This window comes from Actinomyces gaoshouyii, from assembly GCF_002072175.1.
GTDB classification, from domain to species: Bacteria; Actinomycetota; Actinomycetes; order Actinomycetales; family Actinomycetaceae; genus Actinomyces; species Actinomyces gaoshouyii.
In genome coordinates this window covers 98,050-120,391 of the sequence record NZ_MVIV01000001.1, presented here as the reverse complement: position 1 = coordinate 120,391, position 22,342 = coordinate 98,050, and the positions used below count along the sequence as shown (strand labels likewise).

Below are 22,342 nucleotides of genomic sequence, written 5' to 3'. Positions count from 1 at the left end.
GGCTCCGCTGACAAGGTGATGCAACTCCCTGAATGTTTCAGGACGCTTACGGTAATCCCTGATGAGACGGGTAGTGCTGGCTTCTACGCGGCGGGATGCCCATCGGCCGTGCGGGCGGGGCCGGACGGGGCGATGAGGTTGACCCGCTCGAGCAGGACGCGATCCGCCAGCACCTCGGGAGTCGGGGCGTCGGCGGCCACACGGTGGTCCTCCCCCAGGACAACGGCGCGCGAGGTCATCGCGGCGACGGAGTCCAGATCATGACTGGCGATGACGAGGGTCGTGCCCGCGGCGCGCAAGCCGTCGACCACATCGATGAGCCATGCCCGTGAGCGCGGGTCGAGAGCCGACGTCGGCTCATCCATGAGAATGACGCGCGGTTCCATGACGAGGACGGAGGCGAGGGCCACACGCTTCTTCTGCCCACCCGACAGGCGGAATGGGGGCCGATCCGCGAGGGCCTCGATCCCCATGCGTCGCATCGCGGTCCACGTACGATCCGCGGCCTCATCGACGCTCAGGCCGAGCTGATGGGCGCCGAAGGCGATCTCCTCCCGCACCGAGGCCGAGAAGAGCTGGGCATCGGTGTTCTGGAAGACGAACCCGACGCGCGAGCGGAACCAGGCATTGGCCTCCTCGTCCTCCAGGGAATCCTCACTGATAGGGCGGCCCTCCAGGGCGAATGATCCCCGTGTGGGCGCCAGGAGGGCATCGAGCACGCGCAGGAGGGTTGACTTCCCGCATCCGTTGGCGCCGAGGAGCGCGACCGACTCACCGGCGACGATATCGAGGGTGACGTCGTCGAGCGCCGTGACCGGGCCGTCGTACACGTGGCTGATGCCGACCAGGCGGATCAGGGGAGGGAGCTCGCCGGCCCCGGAGGGAGGGGACGACGAGGCGGCGCGGGAGCGGAGGCACGCTCTCACGCCGCCCACCTCCCCCATGGGCCCCACTGCCCCGCAAGGACGTCGAGACCGCCCCAGAGGAGGAATGAGATGAAGACTGTGACGATCAGGACCGCCTCCCGGTGCCCGAGACCCCGAGGGCCGGACACAGCGGGAAAGGACCCGCGGAAGCCGCGGGCGAGCATGGCGTCGTGGACTTCTTCGGACAGTGCGCCGGCCCGTACGAGGGCGGCCGCTCCCACATGGGCCACTGCCGCGCCCGTCCCGCCGGGCGCCAGCCTGGGGCGCACCGTGCGCGAGCGCCGCGCGTCGATGGCATCGGCAACAACGCCGAGCAGGACCAGCAGGTAGCGATGGGCCATCGACGCGATTGTCGTGATGAGACGGGGCACGCGCAGCGCCGTGAGCGCTTCGAGGAGCGCGGACCACCGCGTGGTCATGACGAGCAGGGCGACGAGCGCGAGTGAGCAGGCAGCGCGCTCGACAAGGCGCGCAGCCACGATGACGCCGATGGTCGTCACGGTCAGGCCTCCGGGAAGCGCGAAGAGCACGGGGCCCGGTGAGACTGCGGACAGTGCGGCCGGCAGCGCGGGCGCGAGAGTGAACAGGGGAGCGGGCAGGAGGCTGCGGCGCAGGAAGGTCCCCATTGGCAGGCGCGCGCTGCGGGCGAGGATCACCTCGGACGCGTAGATGACGGCCAGGGTGATCGGGGAGCGGACGAGGGCGATGCGGATGAGGCCCGCCAGGGAGAGGAGGACTGCGCACCTGGCGTCGATGCCGCGGGGCGGGCTGGTTCCGGGATGCGGCGGGCGGCCCTCGCGCAGCGCGAGCGAGGCGGCCGCCGTCGCATCGGCGAGGGTCCTCGTCAGTGCTCGGCGCGTGGAGCGGGCCCAGTGCGGGGATCTCACGAGTCTGACGCCGGTGGTCCCGACGCCACGATGGCCGTGTTCGGTCCTGTGGGCCGGTGGGGCGGGGAGGAATGGGGCGCTCTGCCGGCCGGGTGGCGGACGAGGCGCATGATGACCATGGCGAGGGTCCCGATCGTGAGGGTGCCCAGGATGGCGGATCCCCAGTACGCGAGGACGGGATGCGGGCCATCCGCGCCGTAGCCCGAGAGCAGTGCATGGTTCCAGAATTCCGCGTAGCGCGTCATCCCGGAGGGGAGGGCATTGAGGCCGAGGTCGGAGGGGGAGAGATCCTCGGGGGCGTCTTCGGCGAAGGCCGTGCCTTTTGCGAGCATGCCGAGGGGCGCCAGGGCGATGAGCGCCAGGATGCTCCTGGGAGCTTTGGCCGCGCGTGCGGCTCCGTCGGCAGCGGCCCCGCCGATGAGCCCGGTATGGGTGCGCAGCAGGAGCGAGGGGCGCGTGCGCGCGATGCGGGTGAGCAGGGCACCGGTGAGGAGGGCCTCGGCGGGCCCGGCGACGAGCAAGTGCGCCACCAGCATCGCCGGCAGTGTCTGGGACAGGGAATAGGGTGAGTACAGGGGGGTCCCATCGTCGGAGTGGAAAAAGGCCGGCTGGATGCCCAGCTCGACCGCAACGGCGAGTGCCGCCGCGAGCATCCCCGTGTACCCCCCGAGCGCTGCGGCCAGGGTACGGCGCCGCGAGTTCAGCATGGAGCCCTTGGAGAGGAGGCGATAGACCGCCAGGCCGACGATCGGCATGAGGATCGCCATGTTGAGTACGTTGGCGCCCCAGGTGAGTATGCCGCCGTCGTCGAAGAGCAGGGCCTGGAAGAGCAGAGCCACCGCGACGGCGATCATGGCCGCCCAGGGCCCCAGCACCACCCCGATGATGACGGCCCCTACGGCGTGGGCCGTCGTGCCTCCCGGCACGGGCAGATTGAGCATCATGATCAGGAAGCTGGAGGATGAGAACAGGGCGAGGGCCGGGACCTGGCGGGTACCGATCTCCTCGCCGACCCTGCGCGCGGCGAGCGCGAGGCTCGGCACGGTGATGAGCAAGGTCGCGGCGCAGGTCTCCGGGGAGAGGTAACCGTCAGGAATATGCATATCGTCCTTTCCAGAGCCTTCGGCGGGCCCGGATCCTATCCTCGGGCGGTAGGGGATTCTGATGCCGTCGACGGCGTGCGGAGTGGTCTTTTCCGCCGGTGGACGCTAGTGCCGATGTGTTGCGACAACATTGCGAGCCCCGCGCCGGATCAATGCCGACGCGGGGCGCGAGGGGGTGAGCGGAGGGCTCCCTGGAGTGAGCTCTCGCGGCGCTTCAGCCCTGGCGGGCCTTGAGACGCGGGTTCCTCTTGTTGATGACATAGGTGCGACCGCGACGGCGCACCACCTTCGAGCCCGGCTGCTTGGCCAGGGAGCGGATCGAGGCGCGGACCTTCATTCTCAGGCCTCCTTACTGGCGGGGCGGGCGCGCTTGCCGTAGCGGCGCTCGAACTTCTCCACGCGGCCGGCCGTGTCCAGGATCCGGCCCTGGCCGGTCCAGAACGGGTGGGAAGCGCTGGAGACCTCCACGTCGACGACGGGGTAGGCATTGCCGTCCTCCCATTCGATGGTTTCGGCGGAGGTCATGGTCGAGCGGGTCAGGAAGGCGAAGCCCGCGCTCTTATCGCGGAAGACGATCGGGTGGTAGTCGGGGTGGATTCCGGGTCTCATGGCGTGCTCCTTGTCATCAGCTTGTCACCAGGACGACTTGACGATGCCGGGCAGCTCGCCGCGCGCGGCCATCTCGCGGAATCGCACGCGGGAGGTCCCGGTGGCGCGCAGGTATCCGCGGGGGCGCCCGTCGATGGCGTCCCGGTTGCGCACTCGCGTGGGGGAGGCGTCTCGGGGCAGGGCGTGCAGCGCGGCCATGGCGGCCTCTCGCTCGGCGGCGCTCAGGTGCGGGTTGACGGAGATCCTCTTGAGCTCGGCGCGGCGCTCGGCGTAGCGGGCCACGACGGCGCGGCGGCGCTTGTCCGCGGCGATCTTGGAGTTCTTGGCCATCAGCGGGACTCCTTGAACTCGACGTGGCGGCGCACCACGGGGTCGAATTTGCGCAGCACGAGGCGATCGGGGGTGTTGCGGCGGTTCTTGCGCGTGACGTAGGTGCGGCCCGTGCCCGCGGTGGACACCATCGTGATGATGGGGCGCAGGCCCTTGGCGGCCGTGCTCATCGCAACTTCTCCCCTCGGGCGAGCATGTCAGCCACGACGGCGTCGATGCCCCTCTTGTCGATGGTCTTGATCCCGCGTGCGCTGACGGTCAGTGTGATGGTGCGCCCGAGCGAGGGCGCCCAGTAGCGCTTGCGCTGGAGGTTGGGGTCCCAGCGTCGGTTCGTGCGGCGGTGGGAGTGGGAGACGGACTTTCCGAAGACCGGTCGGGCCCCCGTGACTTGGCAGTAGGTGGTCATGGGGGCAGTATTGGGATTGAATCTCATTACCGTCAAGTTGGAGCCCCCCATGACTTTCGACTCATCCCCGCCCGGGGCGAACCCGCCCCCCTCCCGCAGCCCCCACGCCGACGCCGGCCACCGGATCGCCCTCATCGGCGCCGTCGATCCCGCGCTGCTGGACTTGGCGGCTCTCAGCCTCCATGGCGAGGACGCCCTCGTCATCGCCACCACGATCCACCCAGACCGGGGCGAGCATGGCGTCATCAGCCTGTCGTCGGTTGGATCGGAGGCCCTCGACGGCGAGCCCTCCCCGGCGCTCGCCGAGCCCGCCGTGCTCGATATCGACATGCCGATGCCCTGTCCCACCTGCGCCCTGCGCGAGGTGCTCCTCGCCGTCGCCCAGGACCGCGCTGCCGATGATCCGCGCGGTGCCACCGTCATCCTCCTGCCCCCGGCGATCGAGATCGTCCACCTCGCACCGCGCCTGGCAGAGGCACTCGAGGCCGTCCCGGGCGTCGCGCTGGCGGGCGTCGCCCACGCGGTGCTCACCGTCACCGCCGTCGACGAGATCCTCACCCACATCCCCCTGGCCGACCGCGGTCTGGCCTGGGGCGAGGGCGACCCCCGCTGCACCGGCGAGGTCCATATGCTGGGGCTCGGCTACGCCGATGTCATCATCGCGGTGGGGGAGGAGGGTGCGGGCGCGGACCTCGTCGAGCACCTGCGCGCCCACGACGCGCTCCTCCTGCCCGGATTCGATGCGCCGGTCCTCAACGCCCTCATGTCGGTGCGCCATGACGCCCGCGCCGCCGTCGCCCGAGTCCATCCCGCCTCCACCCGCGCCTGGGGAGGGCCGGTGGAGCACGGCGTGCGCACCCTCGACCTCGTCTCCGACCGACCCTTCCATCCCGAGCGACTGCGCGAGCTCGTCGCCGACCTCGCCGGGGCGGGCATGTGCGCGCGCGGCTGCTTCTGGCTGCCCAGCCGTCCCGGGCGCGTCTGCGCGTGGGAGGTCGCCGGCGGCGCCGTCACTGTGGGGGATGCCGGCACCTGGGACGAGGCACCCGTTGCCTGGGGAGGGGAGGAGACGTTGGGGGCCGCAGTGGGCGGGCCCGTCGGCCCGCGCTGCCACCTGGTGATCACCGGCATCGCCGACGACGCCACCTGCGAGCGCGTGCGCGAGGCCTTCTCCCGCATCCTCCTGAGGCCCGACGAGTTCGTGATGGCCCTGGCCTGGAGCGGCCCCGACGGCGATGCCATGGATGACTGGTTCGGCGGAGATTGAGGAGCCGTGGGGCCGGCGGGCCGACCGGTGCGGCTCGCACCCACCGGTGCGGGCAGGACGCACCACTCGGTGAGAATGGCGCCACTCGGGGCGGATAGCACTGGCCGACCGGCGCGCGCCGTCCCCCGTCGTCTCCTTGGTGTCGCCGCGCGTCGTGCCGTCGGGCGCGATAGGGTATGGCCGTCGCGACTGGCGCCGGGTGGATCACCACCGGGGAGCGGCATGACACGCAGATCCGGGGTCGCCCGCCTGGGCCGCGGATCGCCCGCCGCAGCGCACGCGCGCCCGATGTACTCGCAGGAGAAGCATGACCGCCCCAGCCACCGTCTGCCTCAACAACCTCCCCCTGGCCGAGCTCGACCCCGAGATCGCCGCCGTTCTGGACGACGAACTCGACCGCCAGCGCGGAACGCTCGAGATGATCGCCTCGGAGAACTTCGTGCCCCGCGCTGTTCTCCAGGCCCAGGGCAGCGTGCTCACCAACAAGTACGCCGAGGGCTACCCCGGCAAGCGCTACTACGGCGGCTGCGAGGTCGTCGACGTCGCCGAGCAGCTCGCCATCGACCGCGCCAAGGCCGTTTTCGGCGCCGAGTACGCCAATGTCCAGCCCCACGCCGGGGCCCAGGCCAACGCTGCCGTTCTCCACGCCCTGGCCGACTCCGGCGACACCATCCTCGGCCTGTCGCTCGCCCACGGTGGGCATCTCACCCACGGCATGCGAATCAACTTCTCCGGGAAGAACTACCACGCCACCGCCTACGGCGTCGATGAGACCACCCATCGCATCGAGATGGAGCAGGTGCGCGAGACCGCCCTGCGCGAGCGTCCCCGCGTCATCATCGCCGGCTGGTCCGCCTACCCCCGCCATCTGGACTTCGACGCCTTCCGCTCCATCGCCGACGAGGTCGGCGCCGCCCTGTGGACCGACATGGCGCACTTTGCCGGACTCGTCGCTGCAGGCCTGCACCCCAGCCCCCTGCCCGCCTCCGACGTCGTGTCCACCACCGTTCACAAGACCCTCGGCGGGCCGCGCTCGGGCATGATCCTGTCCAACCGCGCCGAGCAGTGGGGCAAGAAGCTCAACTCCGCCGTCTTCCCCGGCCAGCAGGGCGGGCCCCTCATGCACGTCATCGCCGCCAAGGCCATAGCCATGAAGATCGCCGGGACCCCCGAGTTCGCCGACCGGCAGGCCCGTACCCTCGCCGGTGCCCGGATCCTCGCCGAGCGCCTTCTCGCCGACGACGTGCGCGGCGCGGGTATCAGCCTGGTGACTGGCGGCACCGACGTCCACCTCGTCCTGGTGGACCTGCGCGACTCCGCTCTCGACGGCCAGCAGGCCGAGGACCTCCTCCACGCTGCGGGGATCACCGTCAACCGCAACGCCGTGCCCTTCGACCCCCGCCCCCCGCGCGTCACCTCCGGACTGCGCATCGGCACCCCCGCTCTGGCCACCCGCGGCTTCGGCGAGGCCGAGTTCACCGAGGTCGCCGAGATCATCGCCACCGCGCTGACCGCGGGCGCCACCGGCAACGCCACTGAGGATCTGCTCACGGGCCTGTGCTCGCGGGTGACGGCCCTGACCGACGCCTTCCCGCTCTACCCGGGCCTGGCTCAGTGAGGGCCCCCTGGGAGGGCGCCGCCCGCGTCCTGGACGGCAAGGCCGCCGCCTCCGCCATCAAGGCCGAGCTCGCCGAGCGAGTGGCGGTGCTGCGGGCCCGTGGGGTCGTGCCCGGGCTGGGCACAGTGCTCGTCGGTGAGGATCCGGGCAGCGTGAAATACGTGGCCGGCAAGCACTCGGACTGCCGCGAGGCCGGCATCGAGTCCATCCGAGTGGATCTGCCCGCCACCGCCGCCCAGGGGGAGATCGAGGCCGCGATCGATCGCCTCAACGCCGATCCCGCCTGCACCGGTTACATCGTTCAGCTGCCGCTGCCGCGCGGCATCGACACCAATGCCATCCTGGAGCGCATCGACCCCGACAAGGACGCCGACGGGCTCCACCCCACCAACCTCGGCCGACTCGTCCTGCGCGGCTCCGGGCCCATCGACTCGCCGCTGCCGTGCACGCCGCGCGGCTGCATCGAGCTCATGGCCCGCCATGGCATCGACCTGGCCGGCAAGGACGTGTGCGTCGTCGGCCGCGGCGTCACCGTGGGGCGCACCATCGGCCTCCTGCTGGCCCGAAAGGATGTCAACGCCACGGTGGACGTGTGTCATACGGGCACCGCCGACCTCGCAGCGCACGTGCGCCGCGCAGGCGTTGTCATCTCCGCGGCTGGCTCGGCCGGGATCATTACTCCTGCGATGGTGGCACCGGGCGCCGTCGTGCTCGATGTGGGCGTCTCGCGCGTGGTGGACCCCGGCACTGGCAAGGGCCGGATCGCCGGGGATGTCGCCGACGGCGTCGACCAGGTCGCCTCGTGGCTCTCCCCGAATCCCGGGGGGGTGGGTCCGATGACCCGCGCCCTCCTGCTGGCCAACGTCGTGGAGGCCGCCGAGCGCACCGCCCGTGTGGCCCCTTGACCGGTCTCGGTGAGAGGGGAGGGGGACGGTCAGTCAGTTGCCCATGACGAAGGCGCGCTTCCTCAGACTCCCGGGCTCCAGGTCCGTGATGACGACGGCGCTCACCGAGGCCCAGCGCGGGCCGCGGTAGAGCCAGGCGATGAGGCGCGCGACGTCGTCGGCAGGGCCTTGCGCGAGGACCTCCACATCGCCATCGGGCAGATTGCGCACCTCGCCCACCAGGCCGAGGCGCTCTGCCTCCTCCATGCAGGACCAGCGGAAGCCGACGCCTTGGACCCGCCCTGAGACCAGGGCGTGGATCGTGCGCGCGCGGGTTCCGCCGTCAGCGCCCGTCCCGGTGCTCGGCGCCCTGTCAGCCCCCGTGTCCGCCTCATCCTGTGCTCCAACGCTCGCCGCTCTGCCGCCCTTGCCGCCGATGAATCTCATGCTCCCATTGTCGCAGGCGGTCATCCGCCTCGCCGGGCCTCAACCCGCCTCGTTCAGCTGCGCTCTGCCGCGGCTCGCCGGTGCTCGCTAGGGCGCCGCCGCTCGCCTTACCCTGGTCGCCATGCGAATCGCCACCGTCAATGTCAACGGCATCCGGGCCGCCGCCCGCAAGGGAATGGGGGACTGGCTCGAGGCCGCCGCGCCCGATGTCCTCCTCCTGCAGGAGGTGCGCGCCGACCCCGAGATCGCCGCCCCGCTCCTACCCGGTTACGAGCCCATCATCTGGCCCTGCCGCATCAAAGGTCGCGCGGGAGTCGCCGTCGCCGTGCGCGAGGGCAGCGGCATCACGGTGGGGCGGACCCGTTTGGGAGTCGCCGTGCCCGGGAGCGACGAGCCCGATGTCGACTCCGGCCGCTGGCTGGAGGCTGACCTCGCCCTCCCCGACGCCACCCCGGGCGCCTCCCGCCTCCTCACGGTCATCTCCGCCTACCTGCACTCCGGCCAGATCGGCACGGAGAAGATGGAGCAGAAGTACGCCCATCTCGAGCTCGTCGACGCCCGTATGGCCGCCCTCCTGGCCGAGCGCGCGGCCTGCGATGGCGCCCGTGAGATCCTCATGGCCGGTGACCTCAACGTGGTGCGCTCCGAGCGCGACATCAAGAACTGGAAGCCCAACCACAACAAGGTCGCCGGCGTTCTCGATGACGAGATCGCCCACTTGGAATCCTGGTTCGACGCCGGGTGGATCGACATCTCCCGCCACCTTCATCCCGACGCTCAGGGCCCATACACGTGGTGGTCCCAACGCGGCAAGGCCTTCGATAACAACGTCGGCTGGCGCCTCGACTACCAGGTCGTCACGCCCGGCCTGGCCGAGCGCGCCAAGAGCCTGCGCGTGGACCGCGCCGAGGACTACCAGAAGCGCTGGTCCGATCACGCCCCGCTCGTCGTCGACTACCGGCTGTAGCCCGGGCGCGGCCCCAGGGCGGCCGAGACCAGGTGGAGGCTTCTGACCTGGTCTCGGCCGCCCTGGGGCCGTCTTCGGCTGTAGCGAGATCAGGCCCGACGGCGGCGCAGCCGCCTGGTGACGAGCGCGATGACCGCGGTGAGGCCCAGGCCGAGTCCTCCGAGGTAGAAGAAATCGGCTCCTATTCCGCCGGTCACCGGGAGCGCGGGCACCGGGCTCTTGTAGTTCGGGAAGGGATCGTCGAACACGTGGTTCACGACGGCGCCGTCCGCTCCGATCGTGATGCTGAAGGCCTGCGCCGTATTGTCGAGCCAGTACCCGGCCGGCGCCTTGGACTCGGTGAGTGCCAGGGCTGCGCCGTCGGCGGGAATGCCCTCGACCCTGAAGGCGCCAGGAGCCGGGTCGGCGTCGTAGTAGGTCGCGCCCGCGGCCTTGGCCTTGCAATCGCCGGAATCGCAGTCGGTGATCACAGTCGCTGCGGGGAAGGAGGGTCCGGTGAGGGTCCATTCGGAGCCCGCCAGGGCCTTGTTGCTATCGCCATCGACCTTCTTCCAGGTCACTGCGCCAGTGGTCCGGGTGTTCGCGATGGCTCCAAGATCAACGTCGAGTGCCGTGCCCGAGATCTCCGCGGGCCGGACGGTGGCGTCCAGGACATAGCCACTGGGAGCGGTGGCCTCGGTCACGGTGTAGCGGCCCCAGGGCAGGTTCGTCACCCTGAACTTTCCGGGAGCGGGATCGGAGTCGGCGATGCCGTCCTGGCACTTCCCGTCCTCAACGCAGTCCGACACGGTCACTTCTGCGGCGCCGGGGCTCGCGCTCTTGATCGTCCAGGAGGATCCGGGGATCTCCTCCGCGGTGCCGGCGTCGGTCTTGGTCCAGGTGAGGGTGCCGGGCTTGCGCTGGTTGGTGAACTCGCAGGCGATTGTGGTGCCGGGCGAGACGGTGATCGTGCCCTCGCCGGATTTGCCGGTGGGGGTGACGGGGAGGGAGGAACCGTCCTCGGCCGTGCAGGAGATCGCCTTGTTCTCCCAGCCCTCGACGGCTGCCTCACTGATGGTGACGGTGCCGGTGCTCTTGCCGGAGGGAACGGTGACGGTCCAAGGATCGGTGACCGTGCCATCGTCCCCCGTGGTCTGGGTGCCGCCCACCACGGTGGAGGAGTCCTGGGCGGCGGCGGTCAGCTCCCAGCCCTTGCGGGAGGCGGGCAGCGGAGTCCCGTCCACCGCGAGGGCCTTCTTGGTCATCGTGAGGGCCGCTTCGAGGCGATCGTTGGTGACGTCGCTGATGCGCGCATCGAGCTGGTCGCTCGTGATCCTCCCACTCCAGGCGGTCGTGGCCTTCTTATAGTTCTCGGGAGGGACGGTCTCGGTGAGGGAGTAGTCGCCCAGGGGGAGATTCTCGACGCGGAACTTGCCAGGGGCGGGGTCGGCGTCGTTCGTGCCATCGCACTGCCCAGGGGAAACGCAGTCCTTCACCGCCAGCGCGGTGCCGTGAGGGCCGGAGAGAGACCACTCGGAGCCGGGCAGATACTGGGACGGCGCGTCGCTGGCCGTCTTGTCCCAGGACAGGGAGCCGGTGAGGGCGGTATTGGTGAGTGTGCACTCCACTGCGACGCCGTTCTCCTGAGGGATCTTGATCGTGCTCCCGGTTCCAATGCCCTGGGCGAATGGGGTGCTGCTCCCGTTCTTCGTGCAGCTCCATGACGAGGAGTAGTTGGAGAGGACGGCGCCATTGACGGCGGTTTCCGAGAAGGAAAAGGAGCCGCCGATCCTCACCGGGAAGAGGCCGATGAGCTCGCTCTGCACGCCAGTCCTGCTACCCGTGGTGTCAACCGAGGCGATCTCATCGTTCGGCTCCCCGTAGCTCACTGAGAGGCGGAACTGGTCGCCGGGCTTGTCCCGCTTGACGATGTCCTTCTTCAGGATGAATGTTGCGGGCGAGCCGCAGCTCGCCAGGTCGTAGTTGTTAGTGAGGGTTGTTTTATTGATCTTCGATTCGATGGCGTCGAAGCTGACCGGATCGTAGGTGCCCACGTTGGAGGCGTCGGAGAGGTAGAGCTTCCCCTCGGAGTCGAAGGCGATGCCGTTGATGGCCATATTGGCTGAGACGATGTCGGCCTTGGTGGCGTTCGAGGGGATGCTGTAGTCGCTGCCGTTGGCCGTGGCGAGAGCCTCAGCGGTGACGGAGTAGATCCGGGTGAGGCCCGAGGTGCTCACGCTCCGGACGATGAACATGTTCCCGTTGTCGTCGAAGGCCAGGTCGCCGTTGCCGTCGCCGAGGGGGTGCTGCTCGCCGACGTCGACGTACCCGACTTCCTGGATCCGATCGGCGTTCATCCCGGAGTCGTGGGGAAGCTTCCAGATGCGGAAACGCAGGTGGGTCTTGCCGCTCTGCTCGTCCTCGTGCTCCTGGTAGCCACCGAAGTAGTAGTCGCCGGTCGAGGGCTGGACGCCGCCGGCGATATAGGTCCCTCCGGAGAGGAGGCCGCGCTCGGCGGAGTCCACAGGCTCCGTGGACGTCCATCCCTCATTGGTGTAACGGGCGATCCTGATGGTCCGGGAGCCGCCGTCCGGCTGGCTCTGGATGACGTAGTAGGCGCCGGTCCCGTTCTTCTCGATGCCCAGGCTGTTCGCCCGGTACCCATCGAAGAACCAGTCCCAGGGAATGTCGTCGCCGGCCACCTCCGAGACGGTGCCGTCGGGGGAGATCCTGCTGATGCGCCCATCCCGGTCCAGGCCGTACACGTACCCGGGAGAGCAGTCGAAGATCCCGTCCGCCGCCTGGGCGGTCGCGATGATGCCGAGGGGGCGGGGAATGCTGATCGCGTCAACGCAGATGAGGGCAAACGCGCAGACAGCGAGTATCGCGCATCGGGTGATGCGGTTGATGCGCGGCAGAGCGTGGGAACCGGATGCCATGAGTCACTCTTCGTTGTGAATCGGACGTGGCACTCCCTGCCTCGCCGACAGATGAGGGTGGGGCGGCGGGGTGTGGGAATGTTTGTCCTGATAGGAAGGGATCGAGGTGGCGATGGGAATTCGCCATACCTCGGCGAACGCAAGCGACAATAGCAACCTCAGGGGTGCGGGCGCCACCAGCGCAATGGCATTGTTATCGCTCCAAACGGCCGAGATCGTGAGGGTGTGTTCGGAAACCATGTTTCCGCGGCAGGGACCATGACGGGGCGGACGAGCGGGGGGCGCGCCCGGTCTCGATCCTGATATCGACCGGTCTCGGCGGAGCCCCTCAGCCCCTCGCGCGCCCCGCGGGAGCGCTGGGGACGGCGTCGAGGAAGGCAGGGAGAGCGAAGCCTTCGCGCCCGTAGGCGGCGACGACGGCGCGCGCCGCATCGTCCACCCGATCGGCGTCCACCAGGGCGATCGCGCTGCCCCCGAACCCGCCGCCGGTCATACGGGCGCCGTGGGCGCCGGCCGCGCGCACCGCCTCGACGGCCACGTCCAGCTCGGGGCAGGTCACCTCGTAGTCCACGCGCAGCGACTCGTGCGAGGCGTCCATGAGCTGCCCGACCTTCGTCAGCTTCTCCCCGGTCAGCGGGCGGCCGTCGGACAGGAGGGAGACGAGTTCGACAGTCCGGGCGATCTCGGTGACGACGTGGCGGGTGCGGGCCACCAGGACCTCCGCCTCCTCGCCGCCGCGCTCGCGCAGGGCGGCCAGCGCCTCCTCCAGGCACTCGGGGGCGATATCCGCCAGGAGTTCGACGCCGAGGATCTCCGCCGCGCGCTCGCAGGCCGATCTGCGCGCGCCGTACTGGCCATCGGCCAGTGAGTGCTCGGCGCGGGTGTCGATGACGAGCAGGGCCAATCCCTCGGCGGCCAGGTCGAAGGGGACGTGAACGACCTCGCCGTCGCGGCAGTCGAGCTCGAGGGCGTGGCCGGCGCGGCATCGCAGGGAGGCCGACTGGTCCATGCCGCCCGTGGGCGCTCCGGCCATCTCGTTCTCCGCGCGCACGCAGGAGGTCACCAGGCGGGCGCGGCCGGCGTCCGCGGGCGCGTCGGCGGGCCCGGCCAGTGCGAGCCCCGCGATCTCATCGAGGGCCACGCTCGTGGCGCACTCCAGGGCGGCCGAGGAGGACAGGCCCGCTCCCAGTGGCACGCAGGAGACCAGGGCGGCGTCGAAGCCCGGCAGGGGGCCGAGGCCGTCGCGCTCGAGGGCCCAGGCGACCCCCGCGATGTAGGAGGCCCACTGGGGGATCTCGCCGGGGGTTCCCTTGGGGCCGATGGCGTCCAGGTCGAGCACGTCCACGGCCTCGCGCGTCTGCGGGGAGATGAGGCGCACTGTGCGGTCGTCCCGGCGGCGCAGCGCCAGGAAGGCGCGGTGCGGCAGAGCGATGGGCAGCGCCAGGCCGCCGTTGTAGTCGGTGTGCTCCCCGATGATGTTGACGCGCCCCGGCGCGTACCAGACGCCGTCGGGGTCGGAGTCGAAGGCCTCGTGGAACAGGGCGGTGGCCTGGGCGATGCCCTCCTCATTCGTCAAGGCGGGGGAGAAATCAGGGGCGGCGGGGGGCGTGACGGCGTCAGCGTCGGTGGTGAGGTCGCTCATAACGCACATCGTGCCATGCGGGTGATGCCTTTGGGGGCGATGCGGGTTAGGCTTGGCCGGCCCGTGGCGGACCCCGCCGCCGCGGACACCCGATGAGACCGCCGAGTGCGCCCCTAACGCACGGAGAGGAGGGTCATGGAGGTCCCTGAGCCTGCCGACCGCGAGAGCGTGGTCGGTGTCACCGTGCCCGTTCCCGAGCCCTTCGCCGCCACGATCCGCGATATCCGCCGCGACGCGGGAGACCCGCTCGCTGCCCGGATCGCCCCCCACATCACCCTTGTGCCGCCCACGGCGGTGCCGACCGACCGGCTCGACTCCATCAAGGAGCACCTGGCCGACGTCGCCCGCGCCCATGCGCCGATCGACCTGCGCCTGTCGGGTGCCGCGACCTTCCTGCCCGTCAGCGCTGTCGCCTATCTCAAGGTGATCGGCGGCGGCGACGCACTGCGCTCCCTCCAGCAGGACATCCGCAATGCCTCCGGCCCGCTCGGCGCCCCTCTGCGCTTCCCCTTCCACCCCCACGTGACCCTCGCCCATGAGGTGGGCCAGGCCGCGCTCGACGCCGCCATGCGGGCCGGGGCTGCCCTCGACGCCGCATTCGTCGCCGGGCAGATGCTCCTGCACACCTTGAACCGGGACCACTGCGCGCTCCTGGCGCGCATCCCCTTGGGCGGGGCAGCGCCGGCGTGAGACGTCAGGGCGGCAACGGCATGGCGAGCGCGATCACCACGATGCGCGCAGGCGCCGCCGCGCTCGTCAACCGCTACAAGTCCAGCCGCCTCGGGCGGGCGCTGACCCGGTACTCCATGGCCCGCGGCGCGCTCCTGGCCGGGGGGATCGCCTACACGGGCCTGTTCTCCGTGTTCTCCGCCCTGGCCATCGGCGTCACGATCCTCATGGGTCTGCTCGGCAGCCAGCCGGCCCTGCGCGACCGGGTCCTTGAGCAGATCGGACAGGCCCTCCCCGGTGTCATCGACACCGGTTCGGGCGGCCTGGTGACCGTCGACCAGCTCACCCTCGGCTCGGTGCTCAACATCGGCTCTCTCGCCGCGGGCGGCGTCCTCCTCTATTCCGCCGTCGCCCTCATGGGGGTCCTCAAGACCGCCCTGCGCGCCATGTTCGGCATCGCCCGTCTCCCGGAGAATCCCGTGAGGGCATGGGCGTGGAACCTCGCGGCGCTGCTCGTCATGATGGCCGGCGTGCTCGCCACCGCCACCGCGTCCGCCCTGACGACGGCGCTCGCCGGCTCGACGGCCAGCCTCATCGGGCTGCCCGCCTGGCTCAGCGGTGCCGGCACCCACCTGGCGGTCGTCGTCATCTCCTTCCTCATCGACGCCGCCGTGCTGGCCCTCCTGCTGGCAGCCTGCGGCATCCGCGTCCCCCGCAAGGACCTGGCCGGGGGCGTGTGCCTGGGAGCCCTCGCCTTCGGCGCACTGCGCGAAATCGGCTCGCGCGCCGTCGGGTCGAGCTGGCACAACCCCCTCCTGGCCTCCTTCACCGCGATCGTCATCCTCATCCTCTGGCTGCACCTGGCCAGCCGCATCCTCCTCCTCGTCGCGGCCTGGATCGCCAACCCCCCGCGACCCGCCCTCATCGAGCATCCCGATGAGGTCCATGCCAGGGCGCGCCCCAACTACGTGACCCTGTCCGTCCCCGAGACACTGGCCTGGCCCCGGCAGTCCCTGACCGGCACCGTCGAGGTCGATCCCACGGAGCACCCCGACTACCGGCCGCCCGCGCCGGCCGGGGAGCGCGTCCCCGCGCCGACCGAGGGTCGGGGGCGCCCTGTCGACCGGGACGTTCCTCCCGAGGGCTGATCCCCACTAACCTGGGCCAATGACCGATTCCCCCGCCAGTGCCGAGGCCCGGCGCGCCGCAGCGCCGACCTGTCAGGGCAAGCCCATCCACGCCATCATCCCCGCCGGCGGCGCGGGCACCAGGCTCTGGCCGCTCAGTCGCCGCGAGCGCCCGAAATTCCTCCTCGATCTCACCGGCGCCGGGCGCACCCTCCTGCAGGGCACCGTCGCCCGCTTGGAGCCCGTGGCCGCCACGACGACGATCGTCACCGGCGCCGCCCATGTCGAGGCCGTCGCCGCGCAACTGCCGGGCGTGCCCGCCGAGTCGATCCTCGCCGAGCCCTCCCCCCGCGACTCCATGGCCGCTATCGGCCTGGCCGCGGCCGTCATCGCCCGACGCCACACACCGGATGCCGTCGTCGGCTCATTCGCCGCCGACCAGGTGATCGCCGACGAGGGCGCCTTCGTCGGGGCCGTGCGCCAGGCCGCGGCGCTGGCCGAGGACGGCTGGGTGGTGACGATCGGCATCGAGGCCACCCACCCCTCCACCGCCTTCGGCTACATCCACGCCGGCGGCCCCACCTCCGTGCCCGGGGCCCCCGAGGGCCGGGTCGTCCTCGGCTTCACCGAGAAGCCCGACGCCGCCACCGCCGCCGAGTACCTCGCCACCGGCGAGTACCGCTGGAACGCCGGCATGTTCGTCGTGCGCGCCGGGGTCCTCCTCGACCACCTCGCCGCCCAGCGCCCTGAGCTCGCCGTGGGCGTGGAGGAGATCGCCGCCGCCTGGGACACCCCCGAGCGGGAGCCGGTCCTGGAGCGCGTCTGGCCGGGCCTGGAGAGGATCGCCATCGACCACGCCATCGCCGAGCCCGTCGCCGCCGCAGGGGGAGTGGCCACCGTCCCGGCCGCCATGGGCTGGGACGACGTCGGCGGTTTCGACGCGCTGTCCGCCATCGTCCCCGTCGAGGCCGAGGGCAGCGCCGAGGGCGTTGCCGTGCTCGACGGCGCCGGCCAGGGAGGCCCCGCCGCCGACGTCGAGGCCGTGGGCTCCTCGGGGGCGATCGTCGCCACGACGACCGGGCGGAGGATCGTGCTGCTCGGTGTGCCCGGACTCATCGTCGTCGACACCCCGGACGCCCTGCTGGTGACGATGCCGGAGCGCGCCCAGGACGTCAAGGGAGCTGTCGACCGTCTCAAGCAGGACGGCCGGACGGGCCTGCTGTAGGCCGCCCGCGAGCCGCCAGCCCCGCGCGAAGCGCGCGCGAGAAATTTCGGGTTTGCGAACTTCGGGTGGCCGAAACTATTCTCGGCTCTCATGAGAATCCTCCCCAGCCCCGGGCGCCGGGCTGCCATCGCGCTCGCCTCCCTCGCTCTCGCTATCCCCGCTCTCACCGCCTGCGCCGGGGCCTCCCCGGGCGGCCGGACCGGAGCCATCAAAGTCGTCGCCTCCACCACCCAGATCTGCGACTACGTCACCCAGATCGTCACCGGGGGCAATCCCTCCGACTCGGACTCCCTGGCCCTTGACCGCACCGGCGCCGACGGCATCACCACCCACCTGGGCCCTGAAGGCGCCAAGGCCGGTGCCGGAATCAACCTCACCTGCCTGCTCGCCCCCAACGCCTCCACCCACGAGCACGACATCACCGCTGCGCAGGCCAAGGCCCTGTCCGAGGCTGATCTCTTCCTCGTCTCGGGGGTGGACCTGGAGCACTTCCTCGACGACGCCGTCGTCTCCACCGGCTTCAAGGGCACCATGGTCATCACCTCCGGCGTCTACGGAGCCGCCGATATCGATGACCTCGACGCTCAGAAGGCCAAGGAGAAGGACCTGCCCTACACCGTCGAGCGCGGGAGCCAGAAGGTCGACGCCGCTCCCTGGCCCTTCGCCCCCGAGGAGAGCGAGTCCGAGGCCGAGTTCCGCTTCGACCCGCATGTCTGGACCTCCCCGGCCGGCGCCATGATCCAGGTGCGCAACATCGGCGAGGCCCTCGCCAAGGCCTCCCCGGCCGGCGCCGCAATCATCAACGAGCGCACCGAGGCCTATGTCTCCCTGCTCACCGAGCTCGACGCCTGGGCCCGCTCCAGCTTCGAGACCGTGCCGGCGGACAAGCGCGTCCTGTTCACCAGCCACGATGCCTTCGGCTATCTGTCGAAGGCCTACGGACTGAGGTTCGAGGGTGCCGCCCTGTCCGACTTCAACGCCCAGCAGGACGCCACGGCCCAGCAGATCCAGAGCACCGCCGACGCCGTGAGGGCCTCGGGCGCCGTGGCCATCTTCGCCGAGAACTCCAACAACCCCGCCTCCGTGCGCAAGGTGGCCCAGATCGCGGGCGTCAAGGCGATCATCGGCGACGAGGCCCTCTACGGCGATTCGCTGGGCGAGCCCGGATCCGACGGTGAGACCTACATCGGATCCATCCTCCACAACATCACCGTGCTCACCAATGCCTGGGGCGGCACCGTGGCCCCCATCCCCGCCTCGCTGGCCGCCTGGACTCCCAAGGCGGTGGCGCAGTGATCCCCGGGCATCCCGAGGGTGGGGGCGCTGTTGTCCGCTGCGATGGCGCCGCCCTCGTCTACGGGCGCACCGTGGCGCTCACCGGCGTCACCGGTGAGGTGGGGCCCGGTACCGCGCTCGCCCTCATCGGCCCCAACGGCTCGGGCAAGACCACCCTGCTGCGGGGGCTGCTCGGCATGGTCGATGTCGCCGCCGGGCGCATCGAGGTCTGCGGGAGAGCGCCCGGCCGGGCCCGGAGGGGCTCGATCGGATACGTCCCTCAGGTCGCCGATCTCGACCCCACCTTCCCCGTCACCGTCCTCGATGTCGTCCTCATGGGGATCACCGCCTCCGCGGCCCGCTTCGGCGCGCTCCCGCTGCTCGGGGACCGTCGCCGCGAGGCCCGGGGGCGCGCCCTGGCCGCACTGGAGTCCGTGGGCCTGGCCGAGGCCGTGGGACGGCGCTTCGGCACCCTGTCCGGCGGCCAGCAGCAGCGCGTCCTCGTGGCCCGCTGCATCGCCACCCGCCCCCGGCTCATCGCCCTCGACGAGCCCTTCAACGGCCTCGACCAGCCCAACCGCGACGCCCTCCTGCGCATCATCGCCGCCCTCAAGGACGACGGCGTCGCCCTGGTCATCTCCACCCACGACCTCGTCATCGCCCGCGAGTGCTGCGAGCAGGCGGCCCTGCTCGCCGGGCGTCAGATCGCCTTCGGGCCCCGCGAGGAGGTCCTCGTCCCCGACCTCATCGAACGGGCCTACGGGGCCGGCGCGAGCGGTCGTGACGACCTCCTGCTCAAGGCGGAGGAGGCTTGATGACCGCCATGGATCCGCTCACCGCCCTCGTGGCCGGCGCTGTCGAGCAGCTTCGGCTGGCGCTTGTCGGTGTCCCCGGCCTCGTGCCCCTGGCCGGCGCCCCTTTCTTCTTCCGGCCCCTGGTCATGGTGGTCCTGCTGGGGATCGTCTCGGGCGTCGTCGGGGTGCTCGTCAACCTGCGGGGCGCGGAGTTCAGCGCCGAGGCCCTCGTCCATGCCGTCTTCCCCGGGATCGTGGCCGGCGCCGTCTTCTGGGGAATCGAGGCGATCACCCCCGCGGCCTCCACCGTCGCCATGATCGCGGCGGCAGGCCTGACCATTCTCACCCACCACTCGGGGCGCATCGCCGGGGCCCGCCGCTCGGCCGGGGGCGGCGGGGCCGAGGCCGGTACCGCCGTCGTGCTCACAGGCTTCTTCTCCGTGGGCATCATCCTGTCCCTGGCCGAGGGGGATATGTCCGGGCAGCTGGAGGCCCTCATGTTCGGGCGGCTCCTGGAGGTCACCGACGCCGGGCTCGCCCATGCCCTCATCGCCTGCTTCATGGCGATCATCCTCGTGGCCGTCACCTGGCGGGGGCAGGTCGCCTACGCCTTCGACCCCGTGGGGGCCCGGGCCGCCGGCCACCGGCTCCTCGCCCTCGACCTGGCCCTCAACGCGGCCATCGCGGCCGTCGTCGTCTCGGCCTCCACCGCCGTGGGTACGCTGCTCGTCGTCGGCGCCCTGGCCCTGCTGTCCCGCCGCGTCTTCTTCACCGAGTCCCTCACCCACGCGACCTTTCCCGGGGCGATCATCGGCGTCGTCGTCGCCACCTGGATCGCCGCGGCGCTCGGGCACGGGCGCCCCGGATTCGAACTGCTGAGCGCCATGCTGCTCGTGGGCGCGGCCCTCATGTGCCTGCCCATGGCCGCGCTCATGCGCGCGCTGGCACGCGTGGAGGGGCTGGGGCCCCAGTCGGCGGCGGGCATCGTGCTCACCATCGGTTCGGCCCTGGGCTACTTCCTGGCCGGCTGGTTCAAGCCCTTGCCGCTCAAGATCGACTCCTTCCTCACCGGTTCCGTGCTCAACGTGGGGCGCGTGGACGTAGCCGCCGTGGGCGCGGTCCTGGTGGTGGCCGTGGCGGTGGTCGCCCTGACGGATCGGGCCCTCGTCTTCCATGCCTTCGACCCGGTGGGCCACCGCGCGGCGGGCCTGCGAGCCGGTTGGGCCGAGGGCGCGGTGCTCGTCCTCATCACCTCCACCATCGTGGTGCTGGTGCCCGCCGTCGGCACCATCCTGCCCATCGCCCTCATCGCCGCCCCCGCGGCCGCTCTGGCGCCCTCGGCGCGCAGCGCGCGCGGGCTCCTCATCGGGGCTCCCCTGCTCGGTGCGGCGAGCGCGCTGGTGGGCCTCGTGCTCGGCGTGGCGCTGAGGCTCTCCGTGGGCGGCATGATCGCCGCCATCGTCGCCGCGGTCTACCTGGTGGCGGCCTGCTGGCGGGCGATCAGGCGCGGATCCCCAGTGCCTCGCGCAGATCGGCCCTGATGAGCTCCAGGCGCTCGGCGGCCGCGGTTCGGACGGCCGGGACCGGTTCGCCGTCGGGGATCTCCATGACGACCTCGCAGTAGCACTTGAGCTTGCGCTCGGTGCTCGAGGGCCGAAGGACGACGCGGTCGTCCGCGGCGGTCTTGATGATGATCCCGTCCGCGGGCGGCAACTGCGCGCCATTGCCGTCGCTGGCCCCATCCATGAGGTCGAAGACGTCCACCACTGGCGAGCCCGCCAGCTTTGTGGGGGCCCCTCCCTCGCGCAGGCGCCGCATGATGCGCTCGATGATCGCCATGTCGTCGACGCGGATGCTCATCTGCCCGGTCAGGTGCAGGCCGTGCCGTTGGGCGAGCCGATCCAGGAGCGAGAGCAGGGAGCGCCCCTGCGCCTTGAGGACCGATGAGAGGAGCGCCATGCGCACGGCGGCCGCGATGCCGTCCTTGTCCCGCACGGAGGCGGGGTCCACGCAGTAGCCCATGGCCTCCTCGTAACCGAAGACGAGCCCGGGCACGCGGCTGATCCAGGTGAAGCCCGTCGGGGTGATGCGGTGCGCCAGCCCGTGGTCCTGGGCGATCTTGCGCAGCATCCGGCCCGAGGCGATGGAGGAGGCCAGCACGCCGGTGCCGGTGAAGGCCGCCAGCTCGGCCGCCTGCTCGCCCAGGAAGATCCCGACGGCGTCGCCCGTGAGCTGGCGCCAGCCGCCGGGCACGGTCTCATCAGGGACGGCCACCGAGCAGCGGTCCGCGTCGGGATCGAGGGCGATGGCCAGGTCCGCGCCCTCCTGGCGGGCCAGGTCCAGCAGGAGGTCCATAGCGCCGGCCTCCTCCGGATTGGGGATGTCCACGGTGGGGAATCCCGGATCCGGCTCGAACTGCTCGGGGACCACGACGACGTCGTCGAAGCCCGCCCGGCGCAGCGCCTCGAGGCAGATCCGCCCGCCCACGCCGTGCATGGCGCTCAGGACGATGCGCAGGCTCGCGGCCGCGCGCGTCCGAGCGGCGGTGACTACGCGCTCGATGTAGTCCTCGCGCAGCTCGGGCCCGACGAGCTCCCAGCCGGAGTCCGCGCGGGGGATCGAGTCCAGGGCGCCCAGGGCGGTGATGGCCTCGCTGATGGCCGCGTCCTGCGGCGGGGCGATCAGTGCGCCGCGGTCCCAGTCGTCGGTGGCCCGGCCACCGAGGTAGACCTTGAAACCGGAGTCCTGGGCGGGATTGTGCGAGGCGGTGACCATGATGCCCGCGTCCGCGTCCAGCGCGCGCAGGGCGAAGGCCAGCAGGGGGGTGGGGCAGTGGGAGTCCATGAGGAGGGCTCGGCCCCCAGCGCCGGTGACCACGGCGGCGGCGTCTTGGGCGAAGACGTCGGAGCAGTGGCGGGCATCGTAGCCGATGACGACGATGAAGCCGTCCCCGATCTCCTCGCGCAGATAGGCGCACAGGCCTGCCGTTGCACGGATGACCACGGCCCGGTTCATCCTGCCTAGACCAGGGCCGAGCCTGCCGCGCAGGCCCGCGCTCCTGAAGGTCAGCGGACCGGAGAAGGCCTCGGCGAGGGTGGCTGTGGCAGCGGGATCCCCCGCCTCATGGAGGGCGAGCAGCTCGGATAGCTCCTCGCGAGTGGTCTCATCGGGGTCCTCGGCGATCCACTGCGCGACGGTAGTACGGACAACCCCGGTGGTCGGGGCAGCCTTGGGGGAGTGGGTCATGA

General features: G+C 71.1%; 22 protein-coding genes and 1 riboswitch. Of the genes, 10 read left to right on the top strand and 12 right to left on the bottom strand.

The genetic code is table 11. The annotated features are described in order from the left end of the window. Window positions 1-83: 83 nt before the first annotated feature. The 8 genes from B1H50_RS00480 to rpmB all read right to left on the bottom strand — a co-directional run bounded on the left by B1H50_RS00480 (window position 84) and on the right by rpmB (window position 4,261). Window positions 84-926 (bottom strand): energy-coupling factor ABC transporter ATP-binding protein, encoded by an 843-nt coding sequence (locus B1H50_RS00480; protein ID WP_198939959.1) that lies wholly within the window; start codon window positions 924-926, stop codon window positions 84-86. Then, the gene (locus tag B1H50_RS00475; protein ID WP_158082809.1) at window positions 923-1,813 is read right to left on the bottom strand and encodes an energy-coupling factor transporter transmembrane component T family protein; all 891 of its coding nucleotides are present in this window, start codon (window positions 1,811-1,813) and stop codon (window positions 923-925) included. Before B1H50_RS00475 ends, B1H50_RS00480 begins: the two co-directional genes overlap by 4 nt. Beyond that, window positions 1,810-2,916, bottom strand: a complete 1,107-nt coding sequence (gene cbiM / locus B1H50_RS00470) for a cobalt transporter CbiM (RefSeq protein WP_080461843.1) — start codon at window positions 2,914-2,916, stop codon at window positions 1,810-1,812. Before cbiM ends, B1H50_RS00475 begins: the two co-directional genes overlap by 4 nt. A 214-nt stretch (window positions 2,917-3,130) precedes the next feature. Beyond that, entirely contained in the window at window positions 3,131-3,253 is a 123-nt protein-coding gene (gene ykgO, locus B1H50_RS00465) for a type B 50S ribosomal protein L36 (RefSeq protein WP_080461842.1), read from the bottom strand. Window positions 3,254-3,255: 2 nt separating this feature from the next. Further along, a complete protein-coding gene (locus tag B1H50_RS00460) occupies window positions 3,256-3,525 on the bottom strand; it encodes a type B 50S ribosomal protein L31 (protein WP_080461841.1) in 270 nt (89 codons plus the stop codon). 24 nt (window positions 3,526-3,549) lie between these two features. Further along, complete coding sequence (gene rpsN, locus B1H50_RS00455; RefSeq protein ID WP_080461840.1) at window positions 3,550-3,855, bottom strand: 30S ribosomal protein S14; 306 nt, start codon at window positions 3,853-3,855, stop codon at window positions 3,550-3,552. Continuing rightward, entirely contained in the window at window positions 3,855-4,025 is a 171-nt protein-coding gene (gene rpmG / locus B1H50_RS00450; protein WP_080461839.1) for a 50S ribosomal protein L33, read from the bottom strand. Before rpmG ends, rpsN begins: the two co-directional genes overlap by 1 nt. After that, complete coding sequence (gene rpmB / locus B1H50_RS00445; protein ID WP_080461838.1) at window positions 4,022-4,261, bottom strand: 50S ribosomal protein L28; 240 nt, start codon at window positions 4,259-4,261, stop codon at window positions 4,022-4,024. Before rpmB ends, rpmG begins: the two co-directional genes overlap by 4 nt. A 49-nt stretch (window positions 4,262-4,310) precedes the next feature. Here rpmB and B1H50_RS00440 point away from each other — a divergent pair, with 49 nt between their 5' ends. The 3 genes from B1H50_RS00440 to B1H50_RS00430 all read left to right on the top strand — a co-directional run bounded on the left by B1H50_RS00440 (window position 4,311) and on the right by B1H50_RS00430 (window position 8,051). Further along, the gene (locus B1H50_RS00440) at window positions 4,311-5,528 is read left to right on the top strand and encodes a CobW C-terminal domain-containing protein (protein WP_080461837.1); all 1,218 of its coding nucleotides are present in this window, start codon (window positions 4,311-4,313) and stop codon (window positions 5,526-5,528) included. A gap of 175 nt (window positions 5,529-5,703) precedes the next feature. Next, window positions 5,704-5,790, top strand: a riboswitch (ZMP/ZTP riboswitch). A gap of 45 nt (window positions 5,791-5,835) precedes the next feature. Then, a complete protein-coding gene (gene glyA, locus B1H50_RS00435; RefSeq protein ID WP_080461836.1) occupies window positions 5,836-7,146 on the top strand; it encodes a serine hydroxymethyltransferase in 1,311 nt (436 codons plus the stop codon). Beyond that, entirely contained in the window at window positions 7,143-8,051 is a 909-nt protein-coding gene (locus B1H50_RS00430; protein WP_080461835.1) for a bifunctional methylenetetrahydrofolate dehydrogenase/methenyltetrahydrofolate cyclohydrolase, read from the top strand. The genes glyA and B1H50_RS00430 overlap by 4 nt, the downstream gene beginning before the upstream one ends. 33 nt (window positions 8,052-8,084) lie before the next feature. Here B1H50_RS00430 and B1H50_RS00425 read toward each other — a convergent pair whose 3' ends face one another. Continuing rightward, window positions 8,085-8,351: an acylphosphatase gene (locus B1H50_RS00425; RefSeq protein ID WP_229657901.1), complete on the bottom strand. Its 267-nt coding sequence runs from the start codon at window positions 8,349-8,351 to the stop codon at window positions 8,085-8,087. Window positions 8,352-8,598: 247 nt separating this feature from the next. Between B1H50_RS00425 and B1H50_RS00420 the strand changes: the two genes are divergently transcribed. Next, entirely contained in the window at window positions 8,599-9,444 is an 846-nt protein-coding gene (locus tag B1H50_RS00420; RefSeq protein ID WP_080461834.1) for an exodeoxyribonuclease III, read from the top strand. An 89-nt stretch (window positions 9,445-9,533) separates the two neighbouring features. Here B1H50_RS00420 and B1H50_RS00415 read toward each other — a convergent pair whose 3' ends face one another. After that, window positions 9,534-12,362 (bottom strand): MSCRAMM family protein, encoded by a 2,829-nt coding sequence (locus tag B1H50_RS00415; RefSeq protein WP_080461833.1) that lies wholly within the window; start codon window positions 12,360-12,362, stop codon window positions 9,534-9,536. Between the two features lie 328 nt (window positions 12,363-12,690). Next, window positions 12,691-14,004 (bottom strand): galactokinase, encoded by a 1,314-nt coding sequence (galK, locus tag B1H50_RS00410; protein WP_080461832.1) that lies wholly within the window; start codon window positions 14,002-14,004, stop codon window positions 12,691-12,693. A 135-nt stretch (window positions 14,005-14,139) separates the two neighbouring features. Here galK and B1H50_RS00405 point away from each other — a divergent pair, with 135 nt between their 5' ends. The 6 genes from B1H50_RS00405 to B1H50_RS09845 all read left to right on the top strand — a co-directional run bounded on the left by B1H50_RS00405 (window position 14,140) and on the right by B1H50_RS09845 (window position 20,635). Next, the gene (locus B1H50_RS00405) at window positions 14,140-14,694 is read left to right on the top strand and encodes a 2'-5' RNA ligase family protein (protein ID WP_080461831.1); all 555 of its coding nucleotides are present in this window, start codon (window positions 14,140-14,142) and stop codon (window positions 14,692-14,694) included. Window positions 14,695-14,735: 41 nt separating this feature from the next. Beyond that, complete coding sequence (locus B1H50_RS00400; RefSeq protein WP_080462059.1) at window positions 14,736-15,821, top strand: YihY/virulence factor BrkB family protein; 1,086 nt, start codon at window positions 14,736-14,738, stop codon at window positions 15,819-15,821. A 19-nt stretch (window positions 15,822-15,840) separates the two neighbouring features. Further along, a complete protein-coding gene (locus tag B1H50_RS00395; RefSeq protein ID WP_080461830.1) occupies window positions 15,841-17,025 on the top strand; it encodes a mannose-1-phosphate guanylyltransferase in 1,185 nt (394 codons plus the stop codon). Window positions 17,026-17,115: 90 nt separating this feature from the next. Then, complete coding sequence (locus B1H50_RS00390) at window positions 17,116-18,321, top strand: metal ABC transporter solute-binding protein, Zn/Mn family (RefSeq protein ID WP_080461829.1); 1,206 nt, start codon at window positions 17,116-17,118, stop codon at window positions 18,319-18,321. Beyond that, the gene (locus B1H50_RS00385) at window positions 18,318-19,115 is read left to right on the top strand and encodes a metal ABC transporter ATP-binding protein (protein ID WP_080461828.1); all 798 of its coding nucleotides are present in this window, start codon (window positions 18,318-18,320) and stop codon (window positions 19,113-19,115) included. Before B1H50_RS00390 ends, B1H50_RS00385 begins: the two co-directional genes overlap by 4 nt. Then, entirely contained in the window at window positions 19,115-20,635 is a 1,521-nt protein-coding gene (locus B1H50_RS09845; protein ID WP_095532442.1) for a metal ABC transporter permease, read from the top strand. Before B1H50_RS00385 ends, B1H50_RS09845 begins: the two co-directional genes overlap by 1 nt. On the opposite strand, the gene B1H50_RS00375 is transcribed toward B1H50_RS09845, so the two are convergent. Then, window positions 20,595-22,340, bottom strand: coding sequence for a phospho-sugar mutase (locus B1H50_RS00375; RefSeq protein WP_080461827.1), 1,746 nt, complete (start codon window positions 22,338-22,340; stop codon window positions 20,595-20,597). The two genes, B1H50_RS09845 and B1H50_RS00375, sit on opposite strands and share 41 nt — an antisense overlap. Between the last annotated feature and the right edge of the window lie 2 nt (window positions 22,341-22,342).